Origin of the sequence: Pseudoxanthomonas fibrivorans, from assembly GCF_041464125.1 — a bacterium.
Lineage (GTDB): Bacteria > Pseudomonadota > Gammaproteobacteria > Xanthomonadales > Xanthomonadaceae > Pseudoxanthomonas.
In genome coordinates this window covers 1,094,014-1,110,743 of sequence record NZ_JBGNUG010000001.1, presented here as the reverse complement: position 1 = coordinate 1,110,743, position 16,730 = coordinate 1,094,014, and the positions used below count along the sequence as shown (strand labels likewise).

13 protein-coding genes are annotated in these 16,730 nt (G+C 71.5%); 8 read left to right on the top strand and 5 right to left on the bottom strand.

Annotation, left to right across the window (positions count from 1 at the left end):
• Positions 1–34 precede the first annotated feature (34 nt).
• On the top strand, positions 35–682 hold the full coding sequence (locus ACA089_RS05250; RefSeq protein WP_372014115.1) for a response regulator: 648 nt from the start codon (positions 35–37) through the stop codon (positions 680–682).
• Between the two features lie 55 nt (positions 683–737).
• On the opposite strand, the gene ACA089_RS05245 is transcribed toward ACA089_RS05250, so the two are convergent.
• Complete coding sequence (locus tag ACA089_RS05245; protein ID WP_372017667.1) at positions 738–3,755, bottom strand: Rne/Rng family ribonuclease; 3,018 nt, start codon at positions 3,753–3,755, stop codon at positions 738–740.
• A 428-nt stretch (positions 3,756–4,183) separates the two neighbouring features.
• On the opposite strand from ACA089_RS05245, the gene ACA089_RS05240 reads away from it, so the two are divergent.
• Positions 4,184–5,146 (top strand): RluA family pseudouridine synthase, encoded by a 963-nt coding sequence (locus ACA089_RS05240; RefSeq protein ID WP_372014112.1) that lies wholly within the window; start codon positions 4,184–4,186, stop codon positions 5,144–5,146.
• A 42-nt stretch (positions 5,147–5,188) separates the two neighbouring features.
• Here the strand turns inward: ACA089_RS05240 and zupT are convergent, their stop codons facing one another.
• Genes zupT through ACA089_RS05225 form a run of 3 tightly spaced genes read right to left on the bottom strand, consistent with a single transcriptional unit; the run spans position 5,189 to position 6,797 of the window.
• Positions 5,189–5,998 (bottom strand): zinc transporter ZupT, encoded by an 810-nt coding sequence (zupT, locus tag ACA089_RS05235; RefSeq protein ID WP_372014110.1) that lies wholly within the window; start codon positions 5,996–5,998, stop codon positions 5,189–5,191.
• A 28-nt stretch (positions 5,999–6,026) separates the two neighbouring features.
• Positions 6,027–6,449, bottom strand: a complete 423-nt coding sequence (locus tag ACA089_RS05230) for an energy transducer TonB (RefSeq protein WP_372014107.1) — start codon at positions 6,447–6,449, stop codon at positions 6,027–6,029.
• Between the two features lie 3 nt (positions 6,450–6,452).
• Positions 6,453–6,797, bottom strand: coding sequence for a 4a-hydroxytetrahydrobiopterin dehydratase (locus ACA089_RS05225; RefSeq protein ID WP_372014105.1), 345 nt, complete (start codon positions 6,795–6,797; stop codon positions 6,453–6,455).
• 78 nt (positions 6,798–6,875) lie between these two features.
• Here ACA089_RS05225 and ACA089_RS05220 point away from each other — a divergent pair, with 78 nt between their 5' ends.
• From ACA089_RS05220 to ACA089_RS05195, 6 genes are all read left to right on the top strand, one after another.
• Positions 6,876–7,472, top strand: coding sequence for an NfuA family Fe-S biogenesis protein (locus tag ACA089_RS05220; RefSeq protein WP_372014102.1), 597 nt, complete (start codon positions 6,876–6,878; stop codon positions 7,470–7,472).
• 13 nt (positions 7,473–7,485) lie between these two features.
• On the top strand, positions 7,486–9,201 hold the full coding sequence (locus tag ACA089_RS05215) for a hypothetical protein (protein ID WP_372014099.1): 1,716 nt from the start codon (positions 7,486–7,488) through the stop codon (positions 9,199–9,201).
• A 67-nt stretch (positions 9,202–9,268) separates the two neighbouring features.
• A protein-coding gene (gene prfB, locus ACA089_RS05210; protein ID WP_372014097.1) for a peptide chain release factor 2 occupies positions 9,269–10,397 on the top strand; the annotation gives its coding sequence in 2 pieces (ribosomal slippage) (positions 9,269–9,343 and positions 9,345–10,397; 1,128 coding nt in all).
• A gap of 127 nt (positions 10,398–10,524) precedes the next feature.
• Positions 10,525–12,054, top strand: coding sequence for a lysine--tRNA ligase (gene lysS, locus ACA089_RS05205; RefSeq protein WP_372014094.1), 1,530 nt, complete (start codon positions 10,525–10,527; stop codon positions 12,052–12,054).
• 164 nt (positions 12,055–12,218) lie between these two features.
• The gene (locus tag ACA089_RS05200) at positions 12,219–13,358 is read left to right on the top strand and encodes an HD-GYP domain-containing protein (protein WP_372014091.1); all 1,140 of its coding nucleotides are present in this window, start codon (positions 12,219–12,221) and stop codon (positions 13,356–13,358) included.
• The gene (locus ACA089_RS05195; RefSeq protein WP_372014089.1) at positions 13,351–15,546 is read left to right on the top strand and encodes an ATP-binding protein; all 2,196 of its coding nucleotides are present in this window, start codon (positions 13,351–13,353) and stop codon (positions 15,544–15,546) included. The genes ACA089_RS05200 and ACA089_RS05195 overlap by 8 nt, the downstream gene beginning before the upstream one ends.
• A 105-nt stretch (positions 15,547–15,651) precedes the next feature.
• Here ACA089_RS05195 and ACA089_RS05190 read toward each other — a convergent pair whose 3' ends face one another.
• A complete protein-coding gene (locus tag ACA089_RS05190) occupies positions 15,652–16,521 on the bottom strand; it encodes a crotonase/enoyl-CoA hydratase family protein (RefSeq protein ID WP_372014086.1) in 870 nt (289 codons plus the stop codon).
• Positions 16,522–16,730 lie beyond the last annotated feature (209 nt).

Genomic DNA, 16,730 nt, shown 5'->3' with positions numbered 1-16,730 from the left:
ATAGTCTGCGCACGGGGCATACCGAGGGAGCGGCATGACCATCCGTGTTTTCCTGGTGGACGACCATGCACTGGTCAGGACCGGCCTGCGCATGATCCTGTCGGCGGAGACCGACATCGTGATCGTCGGCGAAGCCGAAAGCGGCGAGGACGCGCTGCCGCTGATCCGCAAGCATCGCCCCGACGTCGTGCTGTGCGACCTGCACCTGCCGGGCATCAGCGGCCTCGAAGTCACCGAACGCATCATCCGCGGACGCGTGGGTTGCCGCGTGGTGATCGTCTCGGTACTGGAAGACGGGCCATTGCCCAAGCGCCTGCTGGATGTCGGCGCCTCCGGGTACGTCGGCAAGGGCGGCGACGCCCGTGAACTGCTCAACGCGGTTCGCGACGCCGCCCGCGGCAAGCGCTACCTGGGCAGCAGCATCGCGCAGAACATGGCCTTGGCCAGCGTGGCTGGCGACGTGTCGCCGTTCGATGCGCTGTCGCCACGCGAACTCGAAGTGGCGATGCTGCTGGTGCAGGGCATCCGCCAGGATGCGATCGCCCAGCGCCTGAGCCTGAGCCCCAAGACCGTCAACACGCACAAGTCGCGCCTGTTCGAGAAGGTCGGCGTCGAGGACAGCATCGCCCTGGCCCGCCTGGCGGCGCGCTACGGGCTGATGGATCCGGTCAGCACGATCTGATACTGGCGGAGTTGCCGCCCATCCTCCCGGAGACGGGAGGATGGGTCGCAGGCGATCAGCGCGGCGTGCGCTCCGGCGCGTCCTCGTCGGCCACGTCGTCGGACACGGTGCCAGTGCCCTCCACCGCGGCTTCGGTGCCGTTCGCCGGGACGTCGTCCGCGGCCGGCAGCGGCGCTTCCGGCGGGGCATCGAACAGGCCGCCGGTGGTGGGCACAGGGGCCTGCGCCACCGGTTCGGCCGCCGGTTCCGCGGACGCCGCGACGGGCGCTTCCCATTGGACCGGCTCGCCGGCGGGCGCGACTGCGGTATCGGCCTGCGGGGCAGCCGCCGGGACCTGCGCGACCGCGTCGGCATCCGCCACCAGCGCCGCGGCTTCGGCGGGTGCGGCGACCTCGATGGCGGGAGCCGGATCGATGCTTGCCGCCTCGACCGCGGCACGCGCGGGCTCGGCCGCCACCGGGCGCGGCTCGTCGGCCACCTGCACCACGACCGCGGCGGGCTCGGCAGCGCGCTCGGCCGGAGCCGGCTCGGCGGCGGTCACCGCCGCTTCGACGGGCGCGGCCGGCGGGGTGATGTCGTCGAAGTCGAACTCGGGCTGGCCCGCGGAAGCCGGGCTCACCGGTGCGTCGCCGACGGACGGCTCGCCCGCGTCGGTGTCATCGTTGCCGTCGTCCAGTTCGTCGGCGATCTCGGCGCCGCCCTCGGCCAGCGCCCCCGCGGCTTCGCCGCCACGGCGACGACGACGGCCACCACGGCGGCCGCGACGGCGGCGGCTGCCGCCTTCGCCGGTTGCGGCGTCGGCGCCAGGTTCGGTGCCTTCGATACCTTCCGCCACCGTCACTGCCGCCTGCGTGGCCGACGCGTCGGCCGCCGCGATGGCCGCCGGCGCCGCGACCGCGAGCCCGGCCACGACCGCGTCGGTGGTGACGGTCTCGGGCGAGGGAGCGGCCACCGGGCGCGGAGCGTCCTCGGGACGGGGACGCGGGGCCGGCGACGACTGCGCTGGCCGGGCGGCGTCCTGGGGTTCGACCGGCGGCTTCGGCGCCTTGGGCTGCTTCTGCTGCTGCGGCTGCGGCGGGCGGTTGCCCGCCTGGCCGCCTTGCGCCGGCTGCGCGCCCTTCTGCGGCTGCTGGCGTTCCTGCTTCTGTCCGGACGGCTGCGGGGCGTTGCCGGCCTTGCCCTGCTGCTGGCCGCGCTGCTTCTGCTGGTTGCCGCGGTTGCCCTGCTGCTGGCCGTTGCCGCCGTCGCGACGGCCGCGATCACCGCGATCGCCACGCTCACCACGCTCGGTGCGGTTGCCGCGGCCTTCGTTCTGGCCCTGGCGCTCGCGGCTGGGGGCCGCGGGCGCAGGCTCGGCGCCGAACAGGCGCTTGAAGAAGCCGACGACGCCGCCGGTGGCGGGGGCGGGGGCCGGCGCCCTGGGTGCCGGTGCCGCGGCGACCGGAGCGGGGGCTTCCTCGCGCTCCTCGCGCACCGGGGCCGGGCGCGGCGGGGCGACGCGGGTCACCGCCGGCGGCGGCGGGATGTTGAGCTGGGCCTTGGTCAGCGCATGCACGGGCAGCTTGCGCGGGGTGCCGCGCTGGTAGCTGGGCCTGGTGCTTTCCTCGCCGAGCTCGTTCTCGCGCAGGCGGGTGACTTCGTAATGGGGCGTGTGCAGCTGCTCGTCGGCGACGATGATGATCGGCGCGTCGTGGCGGGTCTCGATCTCGCGCAGCGCGCCGCGCTTCTCGTTGAGCAGGAAGTTGGCGATCTCCACCGGGGCCTGGACCAGCACCTGCCCGGTGTTCTCCTTCATCGCGTGCTCCTCGGCGACGCGGATGATCGACAGCGACAGCGATTCGACGCTGCGCATGCGGCCATGGCCCTCGCAGCGCGGGCAGACGATCTGGCTGGATTCGCCCAGGCTGGCGCGCAGGCGCTGGCGGCTCATCTCCATCAGTCCGAAGCGCGAGATGCGGCCCAGCTGCACGCGGGCGCGGTCGTACTTGAGCGAACCCTGCAGGCGGTCCTCGACCGCGCGCTGGTGCTTGGACGAGGACATGTCGATGAAGTCGATCACCACCAGGCCGCCCAGGTCGCGCAGGCGCAGCTGGCGCGCCACTTCCTCGGCCGCTTCCAGGTTGGTGTGGAACGCGGTCTCCTCGATGTCGCCACCCTTGGTCGCGCGCGCGGAGTTGACGTCGATCGCGGTCAGCGCCTCGGTCTGGTCGATCACCAACGCGCCGCCGGAGGGCAGGCGGATGGTCCGCTCGTACGCGTTCTCGATCTGCGATTCGATCTGGAAGCGGTTGAACAGCGGGATGTCGTCCTTGTAGTGCTTGAGCTTGCGCAGGTTCTGCGGCATCACCTGCTGCACGAACTCGCGCGCGTCGTTGTACATCTCCTCGGTGTCGACCAGGATCTCGCCGATGTCGTTGCGCAGGTAGTCGCGCAGCGCGCGGATGATCAGCCGGCTTTCCTGGTAGATCAGGAACGGCGCGGGCTTGCTCAGCGCGGCCTCGGCGATGGCGCGCCAGACCGCCAGCAAATAGTCCAGGTCCCACTGCAGCTCTTCCGCGTCGCGGCCGACGCCGGCGGTGCGGATGATCACGCCCATGTCGTCGGGGATCTGCAGGGCGTCCATCGCCTTCTTCAGCTCGGCGCGGTCGTCGCCCTCGATCCGGCGCGAGACCCCTCCGGCGGACGGCGAGTTGGGCATCAGCACCATGTAGCGGCCGGCGAGCGAGATGAACGTGGTCAGCGCCGCGCCCTTGTTGCCGCGCTCGTCCTTGTCGACCTGGACGACCACTTCCTGGCCTTCGCGCAGCAGTTCGCGGATGGAGCCCTTGTTCGGGTCCACGCCGCTCTGGAAGTAGTCGCGGGAGATTTCCTTCAGCGGCAGGAAGCCGTGGCGTTCGGCGCCGTACTCGACGAAGGCCGCCTCGAGGGAGGGCTCGAGCCGGGTGATGCGGCCCTTGTAGATGTTGGACTTCTTCTGTTCCTTCGACGGCTGTTCGATGTCGATGTCGTACAGGTTCTGGCCGTCGACGATGGCCACGCGCAGTTCTTCCGCCTGCGTGGCATTGATCAGCATTCGCTTCATGGTGCGTTCCTCGCGCGCTCTACCGCGCGGAACGCCGGGCGTTCGCCGACTGGAATCCCGCCGTTCCCGCGGGGGCGGGTGGGGCGGGTTTCGCCGACCGTCGCGCATGGCGCGTCCGGACGGATCCTGGTTTCCAGCGCTGCAACACCACGGCGGGCCGCGGGAGCGCTCTTGCTAATGGCTTATGGGTACAGCGGGCCGGCGGCGCGGACGCCACGCGGGACATGTTCAGCTACCGGTGCTCTGACCCACCGGGCCATGGCCGGGTCTGCCTGCAAGCCGCTAACATGGCCGCCCCGGGGGCGGTGGTCGCGCACTGTGCCGGGATCGCGGGAAGCCCGGGCTTCTGGCCCTGCAGCTTCTTCCAGCGGAATCAAACCCTTACATCGCCCCCCGAGTCTAACAGAATTAACAAGCCGATGACCGACCCCGAAGCTCCGCGGGCCGGCGCCCGCACCGTGAAGGTGCCGGACGACCGTGAAGGCCAGCGCCTGGACAACTTCCTGCTGGGCCAGCTCAAGGGCGCCCCGCGCAGCCTGGTCTACAAGCTGGTCCGCAGCGGCCAGGTCCGGGTCAACGGTGGCCGGGCCAAGGCCGAGCGCAAGCTCGAGGCCGGCGACGAGGTCAGGATCCCCCCCGTGCGGCTGGAGGGGGAGGCCGAACGCGGCACCCCGGCGCCGGGGCTGCTGCAGCGGATCGAGGCATCCATCGTGTTCGAGGACGCCCGCCTGCTGGCCCTGGACAAGCCCTCGGGCGTGGCCAGCCATGGCGGCAGCGGCATCTCCTTCGGCGCGATCGAGACCCTGCGCGCGCTGCGCCCGGGCCAGACCCTGGAACTGGCCCACCGCCTGGACCGCGACACCTCCGGGGTGCTGGTCGTGGCCAAGAAGCGGTCCGCGCTGGCCGAGTTGCAGGCACTGATGCGCGAGGGCGGCGCCGGTGGCGGCATCCGCAAGCGCTACCTGACCCTGCTCACCGGGCGCATGCCCGACGGCACCATGAGCGTGGACGCGCCGCTGCACGTGGGCCTGCGCCAGGGCGGGGAGCGCCATGTCCAGGTCGATCCGGCCGGCAAGCCATCGCTGAGCCACTTCCGGCTGCTGGAGCGGCGCGGGGGCCAGTCCTACTGCGAGGTGCGGATCGACACCGGCCGCACCCACCAGATCCGCGTCCATGCGCAGCACCTGGGGCATCCGGTCGCCGGCGACGACAAGTACGGCGAGGTCGAGGCCAACCGCCGGCTGAGGGACAAGGCCGGGCTGCGGCGCCTGTTCCTGCACGCGGCCTCGCTCGAGTTCGCCCTCGACGACGGGCGCGCGTCCTACACCATCAATGCGCCGCTGGCGCCGGAACTGGCCGACGTGCTGGACCGGCTGGCCTGAGCAGGCCGGGCGGGACGCACCGGCGGCCCGGCGCGCGTGCCCCTACCACTTGAACAGGACCAGGCTCAGCGCGAGCACGCCCATGCCGCTGACCAGCCCATAGACCGTCTCGTGGCCCTGCGCGTAGCGCTTGGCCGCCGGCAGCAGTTCGTCGATGGCCAGGAACACCATGATCCCCGCGATCAGGCCGAACACCATGCCGAACACCGCGTCGGTCAGGACGCTGGAGAGCAGGGTGTAGCCGATCACGGCGCCGACCGGCTCGGCCAGTCCCGACAGCAGGCTGGCGACGAAGGCATAGCCCTTGTTGCCGGTCGCGTAGTAGACCGGCACCGCGATCGCGATGCCTTCGGGGATGTTGTGGATGGCGATGGCGAAGGCCAGCGGCAAGCCGACCGCGGGGTTGTTCAGGGTGGCGAAGAACGTCGCCAGCCCCTCGGGGAAGTTGTGCGCGGTGATCGCCACCGCGGTCATCAGCCCGACCCGGCGGATGTAGTCGCGGTTGTGCTCGCGCAGGGTCGGATCGTCCGTCGTCAGTGTGTCGTGCGGATTGGGCACGAGCATGTCGATGCCCATGATCAGCAGCACGCCGGCGAGGAACGCGAACGTCGCGTAGGTGAAGCCCAGCTTCGGATCGTAGGCCAGCGTGAACGAGGCCACCGACTTGCTGAAGATCTCGGTCAGCGACACGTACACCATGGCGCCGCCGGCGAAGGCCAGGCCGAAGGCGAGCAGGCGCGGGTTGGGGCCGCGCGCGAAGATCACCAGCAGGCTGCCCAGGCCGGTGGCCAGGCCGGCCGCCAGGGTCACCGCGAGCGCGATCAGGACCGCGGAAGTGGTGGGGTCGTACATGCGTGCGCTCGTCCCTGAGTCGCCGTGGTCAGGCGCCCGGCGCGCGGCCGGCGTCGAGCGCGAAGCAGGCGTCCGGGCGCACGGTCGGCGGGGTGAAATTGACCGGGACCTGGATGGTCTGCGCCACCGGCGCGCCGGCGCGGGTGGCCGGGCGGAACCTCCATCCCTGCACCGATTCCTTCGCCAGCCGGTCGAGGTCGTCGTTGCCGCTGCCGCGGACCAGCTCGATCCGGGTCGGGGTGCCGGCCGTGCCCACCTCCACCTGGAGCAGGGTCTGGCCGCCGGCACCGGCGCAAGCCAGCGCGAGCGGGTACTCCGGCGGTGGCGTATCGATCGCGGCCACGGGCGTGGGGGCGGGCACCGGCTCGGGCGGCGGGGTGCTGCCGCCGCAGCCTGCCAGCCAGGCGGCGAGGGCCGGGACGGCCAGGAGCGGGCGGGATGTCCGGCGCATGGGTCAGTCCTCCAGCAGGGTCGCGGCGCGCGCCGCGCAGATGAAGTCGTTCTCGCTCAGGCCGCCAACGTCGTGGGTCGAGAAGCGCACGACGCAGCGGTCGTAGTGCACGCCCAGGTCCGGATGATGGTCCTCCCGGTGGGCGATCCAGGCCAACGCATTCACGAAGGCCATGGTCCGGTGGTAGTCCTTGAAGCGGAAGGTGCGCACCAGCGCACGGCCTTCCTCGGCCAGCTCCCAGCCCGGCACCTGCGGCATCAGCTCGGCCACCCGCGCCTGGCCCAGCCGGTGTTCATGGCCGCTGCGCGGGATGCAGTGGGCCTGCGCCAGCGGAATGAGGTCGGACATCGGGGGCCTCCGTCGTGCGTTGCTGAACGATCCGCGCGGCGCTGCAGGCGGCCGCCGGGACAAGGCTAGAATACCCGCATGATCAATATCTCCGACAGCGCGCAGGCGCACTTCCGCAAGCTGGTCGAACGCGAGGCCATCCCGGGCCTGGGCGTGCGACTGAGCGCGGTGCACCCGGGTACCCCGGACGCGGACGCACGGCTGGAGTTCGCCGAACCGTCCGAGCTGGCCGGCGACGAATGGGCGGTGGACTGCGAGGGCTTCACCCTCTACGTGGCGGCCGACAGCGTGGCATGGCTGGATGGCGCGCAGATCGACTACGTCTACCAGGGCACCGCGGCGCAGCTGACCATCCGCGCGCCGAAGATCAAGGGCGAGGCCCCGGCCGATTCGGCCTCGCTGGTCGAGCGCGTGCGCTGGGTGATGGAGAACGAGATCAACCCGCAGCTGGCTTCGCACGGTGGCCGCGCGACGGTGCAGGAAGTGTCGGGCGAGGGCGTCGTGCTGCTGCGCTTCGGCGGCGGCTGCCACGGCTGCGGCATGGCCGACGTGACCCTCAAGCAGGGCATCGAGAAGACGCTCATGGCACGCGTGCCGGGAGTGACCGCGGTGCGTGACGCCACCGACCACGACAGTGGGCAGGCGCCGTACATGCCGCGCGGAAACGCGGCCTGAGCCGGCGGCGCCTGTGACGCGGGCGGCCGAGATCGTCCAGGCGCTGGTCGAGCGCGCGCCGCCCCGTCCTCCCGTCGAACGCACCACCGGCATGCCCTACGGGTGGGCGCTGTGGCTGCGCGCCCTGCCGCCGATGCCGGCCCGGCCCCACGCCCGGCAGGACGAGGTGGTCGGCCTCCTGCAGGCGAGACCGCAGGCGCCGCCCGCACGTGGACGGGAGCTGGCGACCTGGCCGGCGTTCTTCTCGCTGTTCCACCAGGGGTGGCTGCCGCCTCCGCGCGACGAACTCGGCCTGCGCTGGGGGTCGCGGCTGGGCAGCGGCGCCCTGCACGTGCTGTTCGTGGTGTTCCTGGCCTGGATGGCCTACCTGCAGGCGCTGCTGCCACCACCGCCGGAACAGGGCGGGGGCGGCGAACGGGTGGCGATCGGCTTCATCGGCGCCGGCGACCCGGGCAGCCCGCAGGCCGAGGCCGGCGAGGCGGCCGGCTCGCCGCCCGGCGGCGGGGCACCGGCGGAGCCGGCGACCGCATCGCCGGCCTCCGCGCAGGCCAGTGAACCGCCGCAACCGGTCCCGCCTCCGATGCCGCAGGTCGACACCGGCGTGCCCGTGCCAGCGGTCGAGGCGCCGGCCCTGCCGGAAGTGGCCGTGCGCGAGGTCCCCGAGCCCCAGCCGCCCCCCAGCATCGAGCAGCCGGTGCAGGTGACCGAGGTCGAACGGCCCACCATCGAATACGTGCTGCCGCCGACCACGCCGCGGGAGGTCCCGGTGCGTGCGCCGGTGCAGCCGCAGGTCCGGGAGCGCGAGGTCGCCGTGGTCCAGGCGCCTGCGGTGCAGGCCGCACGGGTCCGTCCCGTCGACGTGCCGGTACGGCAACCGCGCGCGGCGGAGCTGCGGGTGCGGGAGGTGGACGAACCGGTGGCCCCGGTGGCGGTGCGGCCGGTGGAGGTGCAGGGACCCCGGGTCGAGGCACGGCTGCCGCAGGCACCCGAGGCCACGCTCCGCCAGCGCGAGGTGGCGATGCCCTCGCCGCCGGCGCCCTCACCGGCCGCCGCACCGGCACCGGCGCCGAGTGCCACCCCGGCGCCAGCCGTGGTGCCTGGTGCCGCCACCACCGGCGCCGAAGCCCCCCGCGCCGCCACGGGCCGCGCGCCCGGGAGCACCGCGCCGTCCGGCGGTACCTCCCCGTCAGGCGCCAGCAGCGGCTGGCAGAGCCCGCGTGCCGGCGACGACTGGGGCCAGGCGCGCAGCGGCCCGGCGCGCCCGGGCGGCGCACCCGGCCTCTTCGACGGCGAGGGGCGGGTTCGCCTGCCGGGCGACGGCGCAGGGCAGGGGCCCGCCGCCGGGACGGGCCAGGGCGAGGGCGTGGCCGACCGCGGCGCCCCCGGCGGCGACAACGACAACTGGACGCGCGACCGCATCGACCAGTCCGGCACCTGGCTCAAGCGCCCGCCCTACGATTACGAGCCCACCAGCTTCGACCGCTACTGGGTGCCCAACGAATCGCTGCTGGCGGACTGGGTGCGCAAGGGCATCAAGTCGGTGGCGATCCCCATTCCCGGCACCGGCAAGAAGATCAGCTGCGTGGTCTCCGTGCTGCAGCTCGGCGGTGGCTGCGGCATCACCGACCCGGACCTCAACGAGCAGCCCAGCGACGGGCGCCCGCCGCCGGACGTGCCATTCAAGCCGGAGCTGCAGGAAGACAACGGCAGCGTGCGCCCGCAGGGCTAGCGCGGCGGGCACCGCGCTGGCGGCACCTGCTAGAATCTGCGGCCGTTTTCCAGCCGCGTCCCCCGCCATGATCGAGCTCAATCCCGTCCGCCAGCGCATCGCCGACCTGACCGGTCGCGTGGTCTCGCTTCGGGGGTATCTTTGACTACGACGCCAAGAAGGAGCGTCTGGAAGAGGTAAACCGCGAGCTCGAGCTGCCCAACGTCTGGGACGACCCGGAACGCGCCCAGGGCCTGGGGCGCGAGCGCTCCCTGCTCGAGAAGACCGTCGGCGGCATCGCCTCGGTGCTGGAGGGCCTGGAAGGCTCGACCGAACTGCTGGAGCTGGCCGAAAGCGAACAGGACGAGGACACCGCGCTGGCGGTGGTCGCCGACGTCGACCGTTTCGAAAAGCACATCGAGGCGCTGGAATTCCAGCGCATGTTCTCCGGCAAGATGGATGCGTCCAACGCCTTCGTCGACATCCAGGCCGGCGCCGGCGGCACCGAGGCCCAGGACTGGGCCGAGATCCTGCTGCGCATGTACCTGCGCTGGTGCGAGTCGCGCGGCTGGAAGACCGAGCTGATGGAAGCCAGCGGCGGCGACGTCGCCGGGATCAAGTCGGCCACGCTGCGCGTGGAGGGCGACTTCGCCTACGGCTGGCTGAAGACCGAGACCGGCGTGCACCGCCTGGTGCGCAAGTCGCCGTTCGATTCGGACAACCGCCGCCACACCAGCTTCACCTCGGTGTTCGTGTCGCCGGAAGTCGACGACAACATCGACATCGAGATCAACCCGGCCGACCTGAAGACCGACGTGTACCGCTCGTCCGGCGCCGGCGGCCAGCACGTCAACAAGACCGAGTCGGCGGTGCGCATCACCCACGTGCCCACCGGGATAGTGGTCGCCTGCCAGACCGGCCGCAGCCAGCACCAGAACCGCGACAACGCGATGAAGATGCTGGCGGCCAAGCTGTACGAGCTGGAGATCCAGAAGCGCAACGCCGAGCGCGACGCGGTCGAGGCGACCAAGTCCGACATCGGCTGGGGCAGCCAGATCCGCAACTACGTGCTCGACCAGAGCCGGATCAAGGACCTGCGCACCGGCATCGAGCGCAGCGACACCCAGAAGGTGCTGGACGGCGACCTGGACGAGTTCGTCGAGGCCAGCCTGAAGGCCGGCCTGGAGGCCGGCGCGAAACGGTCCGACGCGGCCTGACCTGGCCGCCCGCGAGGGCGAGCCCGGCACCGCGTCCGCATCCCTACTGAAGCGATGCCCGGTGCCGTCGAAGCGGACGCCGGGCGGCCCCGAATCCCCAACGCGGTCCCCGCGTCCGACCGACACCATGACCCAGCCCAACGAAACCGCCGCCCCGACCGCGCCCGTCGACGAGAACCACCTGATCGCCGAGCGCCGCGCCAAGCTTGCCGCGCTGCGCGCGCAGGGCATCGCCTTCCCCAACGACTTCAAGCGCGCCGACTACGCCGGCGACCTGCAGGCCGAGTATGCGGACGGCGAGGCGTGGACCGCCGAGGCGCTCGAGGCGCTGCCGCGCAGCGTGGCCATCGCCGGCCGGCTGATGGCCAAGCGGGTGATGGGCAAGGCCAGCTTCGCCCAGGTCATGGACGAGTCGGGCAGGATCCAGCTGTTCCTGCAAGGCAACGTGCTGGGCGAGGCCTACGAGGCGTTCAAGTCGTTCGACGTGGGCGACATCGTCGCGGTCGAGGGCGGGTTGACCCGCACCCGCACCGGCGAGCTGTCGGTCAAGGCATCTTCGCTGCGCCTGCTGGTCAAGTCGCTGCGCCCGCTGCCGGACAAGTGGCACGGCCTGAGCGACGTCGAGCAGCGCTACCGCCAGCGCTACGTCGACCTGATCGTGACGCCCGAGGCGCGCGAGGTGTTCGTCAAGCGCAGCAAGATCATCCGCGCCATGCGCGAATGGCTCGATACGCGCCGCTTCCTGGAAGTAGAGACGCCGATGATGCATTACATCCCCGGCGGCGCCACGGCCAAGCCCTTCACCACGCACCACAACGCGCTGGACCTGCAGCTGTACCTGCGCGTGGCGCCGGAGCTGTACCTCAAGCGGCTGGTGGTGGGTGGCCTCGAGCGCGTCTACGAGATCAACCGCAACTTCCGCAACGAGGGCGTGTCCACCCGGCACAACCCCGAGTTCACGATGCTCGAGCTGTACGAGGCCTACGCCACGTACCACGAGGTCATGGACCTGACCGAGAACGTGATCCGCGACACCGCGCAGTCCGTGCTCGGCACCACCCGGGTCGAATGGGACGGGCAGGCGATCGACCTGGGACCGAAGTTCCGCCGCTGGCGCATGGATGAAGCCGTGCGCCACTACAACCCGGAGATCAGCGCCGCCGACTGCACCGATCGCGCCGCACTGCTGGGCCACTGCGAGCGGCTGAAGATCAAGGTCAAGCCGTCGTACGGCTGGGGCAAGCTGTTGCTGGAGATCTTCGAGGCCACCGTCGAGCACACCCTGGTCCAGCCGACCTTCATCACCGACCACCCGGTGGAGGTTTCGCCGCTGGCCCGCGCCAGCGATACCGAGCCGGGGTACACCGACCGCTTCGAGCTGTTCATCAACGGCAAGGAGATCGCCAACGGTTTTTCCGAGCTCAACGACCCGGAGGACCAGGCGGCGCGCTTCCAGGCGCAGGTCGAGGCCAAGGACGGCGGGGACGACGAGGCCATGCACTTCGACGCCGACTACATCCGTGCCCTGGAGTACGGCCTGGCGCCGACCGGCGGCCTGGGCATCGGCATCGACCGGCTGGTCATGCTCCTGACCGGCAGCACCTCGATCCGCGACGTGCTGCTGTTCCCGTACATGCGTCCCGGACAGCCGGGCTGAGCGGCCGGAGAGGGCGGGTGTAACGGCTCGCCCGGCGCGCGTTTTCCGGCACTCGGTCACTTTTCCGGGCCGCGCCAGGCCGTCCAGTGGCACGGTTCCTGCGTCATTTACCTGCAGACGGGCCGCCGGCGCGGCCCGCGTCGCCGGGATGACGGGAGCGGACCATGGGTGCGGGCAAGGCCGATACCGCGGTATTCTGGGATGCCAGAGCGGGGTGGAACGGGGCGGAGCGGGACTTGGATATCGTCATCGTCGACGATCAGGCATCTGCGCGCACGATGCTGCGCCACATCATCGAGGACATCACCTCGGAGTTGGCCGTGCACGACTTCGGCGACGCGCGCCAGGCGCTCGACTGGTGCGACAGCCATCCGACCGACCTGCTGCTGCTCGACTACCGCATGCCAGGCATGGACGGACTGGAGTTCGCGCGGCGCTTCCGCCGGCTGCCCAAGCACCGCGACATCCCGGTCATCCTGATCACGGTCGTCGGCGACGAGCCGGTCCGCCAGGCCGCCCTCGAGGCCGGCGTGATCGACTTCCTGGTGAAACCCGTCCGCCCGCGCGAGCTGCGCGCGCGCTGCCACAACCTGCTGCAGCTGCGCCAGCAGTCGGAGACGGTCAAGCAGCGCGCGCTGTCGCTCGAGCAGCGCCTGCTGTCGAGCATGCACGAGGTCGAGGAGCGCGAACGCGAGACCCTGTCGCGGCTGGCGCGTGCGATCGAGTTCCGCGACGCCGGCACCAGCGCCTACCTGGAGCGGATGTCGCGCATCGCCGGGCTGGTGGCCGAGGGCCTCGGCCTGCCCGAGGACGACGTGCGCACCATCGAGATGGCCGCGCCGTTGCACGACATGGGCAAGATCGCCATTCCCGATGCGGTACTGATGAAGGCCGGCAAGCTCGACGAGTCGGAGATGGCGGTGATGCGCCGGCACCCGCGGATCGGCCACGAACTGCTCAGCGGCAGCCAGAACCGCTTCATCCAGGTCGGGGCGATGATCGCCCTGCGCCACCACGAACGCTACGACGGCAGCGGCTATCCCGACGGGCTGGCCGGCGAGGCGATCCCGCTCGAGGCGCGGATCGTGGCGGTGGCCGACGTGTTCGACGCGCTGATCTCGCCGCGGCCGTACAAGGACGCCTGGACCCTCGACGCCGCCCTGGCCTACCTCTACGCCCAGCGCGGCCGGCTGTTCGACCCGGATTGCGTCGACGCGCTGATGCGCGGGCGCGAGCGCCTCCAGCAGATCTGCGAGCAGTACTCCACCGCCTCGGCGCGGCCGGGGGGGCTCGACCATGCCTGACCTGCTGGGATGGTTCCGGCGCCGGCTGTCGAACCGGCCCGACAGCGAGCACGGGCAGGCGCTGGTCCGCATCGTCCTGATCCTGCTGATCCTGTGCTACGTGCTGCTGCCCTCGTCGCGGCAGGGCTTGGACCCGGACAAGTACAGCGACGTGTTGCTGATCGTGCTCACCGGCCTGACCCTGAGCCTGGGGATCTTCGCCGCGCTGCTGGCCAGGCCCGGGCGCTCGGACGCGCGCCGCTTCATCGGCATGCTGGCCGACTACGGGCTGATGGCCGCCGGCATGATCGCGATGGGCGAGCCGCTGGCCTGGGTCTACGTGGTGGTGATGTGGGTCACCGTCGGCAACGGCCTGCGTTACGGCAACCGCTACCTGTACCTCGCGGTGGCGATGGCGCTGGCCAGCTTCGGCACCGTGCTGCTGTCCAACGACTTCTGGGCGCAGATCCGCGGCCTGGGCATCGGCCTGCTGGTCGGCCTGGCGGCGGTCCCGCTGTACCTCTCCAGCCTGCTCAAGCAGCTGACCCGGGCCACCGAGGAAGCGCGTCGCGCCAGCGAGGCCAAGAGCCGCTTCCTGGCCAACATGAGCCACGAGTTCCGCACGCCGCTCAACGGCCTGGGCGGCATGTCCGAACTGCTCGCCACCACCCGACTGGACGACGAGCAGCGCGAGTGCGTGCGCACGATCCAGGCGTCCACCCGCACCCTGATGGCGCTGGTGGAGGACGTGCTCGACATCTCGGCGATCGAGGCGGGCAAGCTGAAGCTCAACCTGCAGGACTTCTCGCCGCGCGAAGTGGTCGGCAGCATCGGCCTGATCCTCCACCCGCAGGCCCGGGCCAAGAATCTCGACTACCTCGTGGTGGTCGGCGACGACGTGCCGGAGGTGGTCAACGGCGATGCCGGCCACGTGCGCCAGGTGCTGCTCAACCTGGTCGGCAACGCGGTCAAGTTCACCGACCAGGGCCGGGTCCGGCTCGACGTCGAGGCGGTGCCGGGCGCGCCGGGCGACGCCCGCACCCGCCTGCGGTTCTCGGTGACCGACACGGGCATCGGCATTCCCGCGGCGATGCGCGGGCGGCTGTTCGAGGCGTTCGAACAGGCCGACGCCGGGCTCGCACGCCGTTACGGTGGCACCGGCCTGGGCACCACGATCGCCAAGGGCCTGGCCGAGGCGATGGGCGGACGGATCGGCTTCGAAAGCATGGAAGGCCGCGGCAGCCGGTTCTGGGTCGAGATCCCGTTCGCGCCGCCGCTGGAGCGCTCGGCGAGGCCGCTGGCGGCGCCGGTGGCCGAGGTCGAGAGCGAGACCGCGCTGCGCGACGCGGGCGGCAACGTCATCGCGTTCGCCGACCCGTTCCTGCGCCACCGCGCGCGCGTGCGCAGCATGCAGCTGCTGGTCGCCGACGACTACGAGGCCAACCGCATGGTCCTGCAGCGCCTGCTGCAGAAGGCGGGGCACCGGGTCACCTCGGTCGAGGGCGGCGAGGAAGTGCTCGACGCCATGGCCGCCAGCGACTACGACGCGGTGATCGTCGACCTGCACATGCCCGGCGTCAGCGGCCTGGACCTGCTCAAGCAGCTGCGGGTGATGCAGGCCGGCGGCGGCGCCCGCACGCCGGTGATCGTGCTCAGCGCCGACGTCACCCCCGAATCGATCCAGCGCTGCGAACAGGCCGGCGCCTACGCCTTCCTGGCCAAGCCGGTGGCGGCGGGCCGCCTGCTGGAGACGCTGTCGGACATCGCGGCCCAGCGCGGCCGCCGCAGCCCGGCGCTGGCGACGCGCCAGGGCAGCCCGCTCGAGGCGGCCGCCGGCGTGCTGGACAGTTCGGTGCTCGACGAGCTCGCGGCCATGGGGATGGGCGAGGAGTTCGAGCGCGAGTTCATCGCCCACTGCCTGGCCGATGCCGACGGTTGCATCGGCGCGATGTCGCATGCGGCCGAGGCGGCGGACTGGGCGCGCCTGCGCGACCACGCCCACGCGATCAAGGGCGTGGCTGCCAACCTGGGCCTGGTCAGGGTGGCCGAGCAGGGCAGCGAACTGATGCGACTGGCCGACTGGCAGATCCGCAACGAATGGCGGCAGCGGATCGCGATGCTCAATGCCGCGCTCACCCAGGGGCGGGATGCGCTGGCGGCGCGCCAGCAGGGACATGGCGTGCGCGACGGCGGCGGCGAGCCGGGCTAGCCCGCGAGCGGTGCAGGAGCCCATAAAAGCGAAGGCCCGGCATCCTGCCGGGCCCGATCTTTCCCCCTGTGGCCTGCGGCCGGGAAAGGACGCTTTGGCAAATGATCAGGCGGCTTCCGAGCTGGCCCTGCGGGTCTGCGCGCGCACGATGCGTTCCATGGTCCGCAGCGACTTGTCGCCCAGGGCCAGGGCCGTGTCGACCCACACCTCGGTGATCCCCATCAGTTCCTCGCGGGTGACCGGCTGCCCGATCTTGCGGACCGCGTTCATCGCCAGGTAGGAGTGGGGCGCACGCTGCTGCTGCCGGATCAGGTCCTGCACGGCCGATTCGCCCTGGCCCTTCGGGACCAGCACGTCGACCACGCCGAGGCGGTACATCTCCTCGCTGCTGTAGACCTCGCCGCTGAGGATCATCTTCTCGGCCTGGCGCGCGCTGACGCGCTTGCACAGGAACGAGTACGCGCCCATGCCCGGGAACAGGCCGAACAGCACTTCGGGCAGGCCCATGCCGACGCCTTCCTCGGCCACGATGGTGTGGCAGGCCAGCGCCATCTCCAGGCCGCCGCCCAGCGCGTCGCCCTGGATCAGGGCCACGGTGTGCATGTCGCCGCCGAAGCCGGTGTGCACGTGGTGCACGCCCTCGATGCAGCGCTGCGCGTAGGCGAGCAGGCGTTCGCGGTTGCCTTCGCGGATCAGCCGCCCGAACAGTTCGAGGTCGCCGCCGAGGTTGTAGGCCGAGGCGGCCGAGGCCAGGACGAAGTGGCGCAGGCGGCCCTGGTGGCGCTGCGATTCGCGCAGGGTGATGGAGCTCATGTAGCTCCACATGTCCTCCAGCATCTCGAACCGGCAGCACGGGCGCACGCCCGACCGGCCGGCGTCGGCGTGCATGTACAGCCAGTGCGCGCTGCCGTCCGGCGGCGTCTGCACGCGGATGGTGGGGAAGTGGTGGGTGCGCTGCAGCTTCTCGATGCTCATGGTCGTCTCCGGGGGCGGCGTGGCCTGCCGGCGAGACGGCAGGCGGGGGGTGTTCCGGCCATGCTACACCTGAACGGTAAATTAAACGTGCGTGGCCGGCCCGCCCGGATTCCCCCGTGGCGGAACGTTAAGAATGCGATAGGGGACGGGCGATCCGGGGGGGGAAAGCCCCGGGGCCCGGATGCGGGCCGGAAACGAAGCGCCCCGGT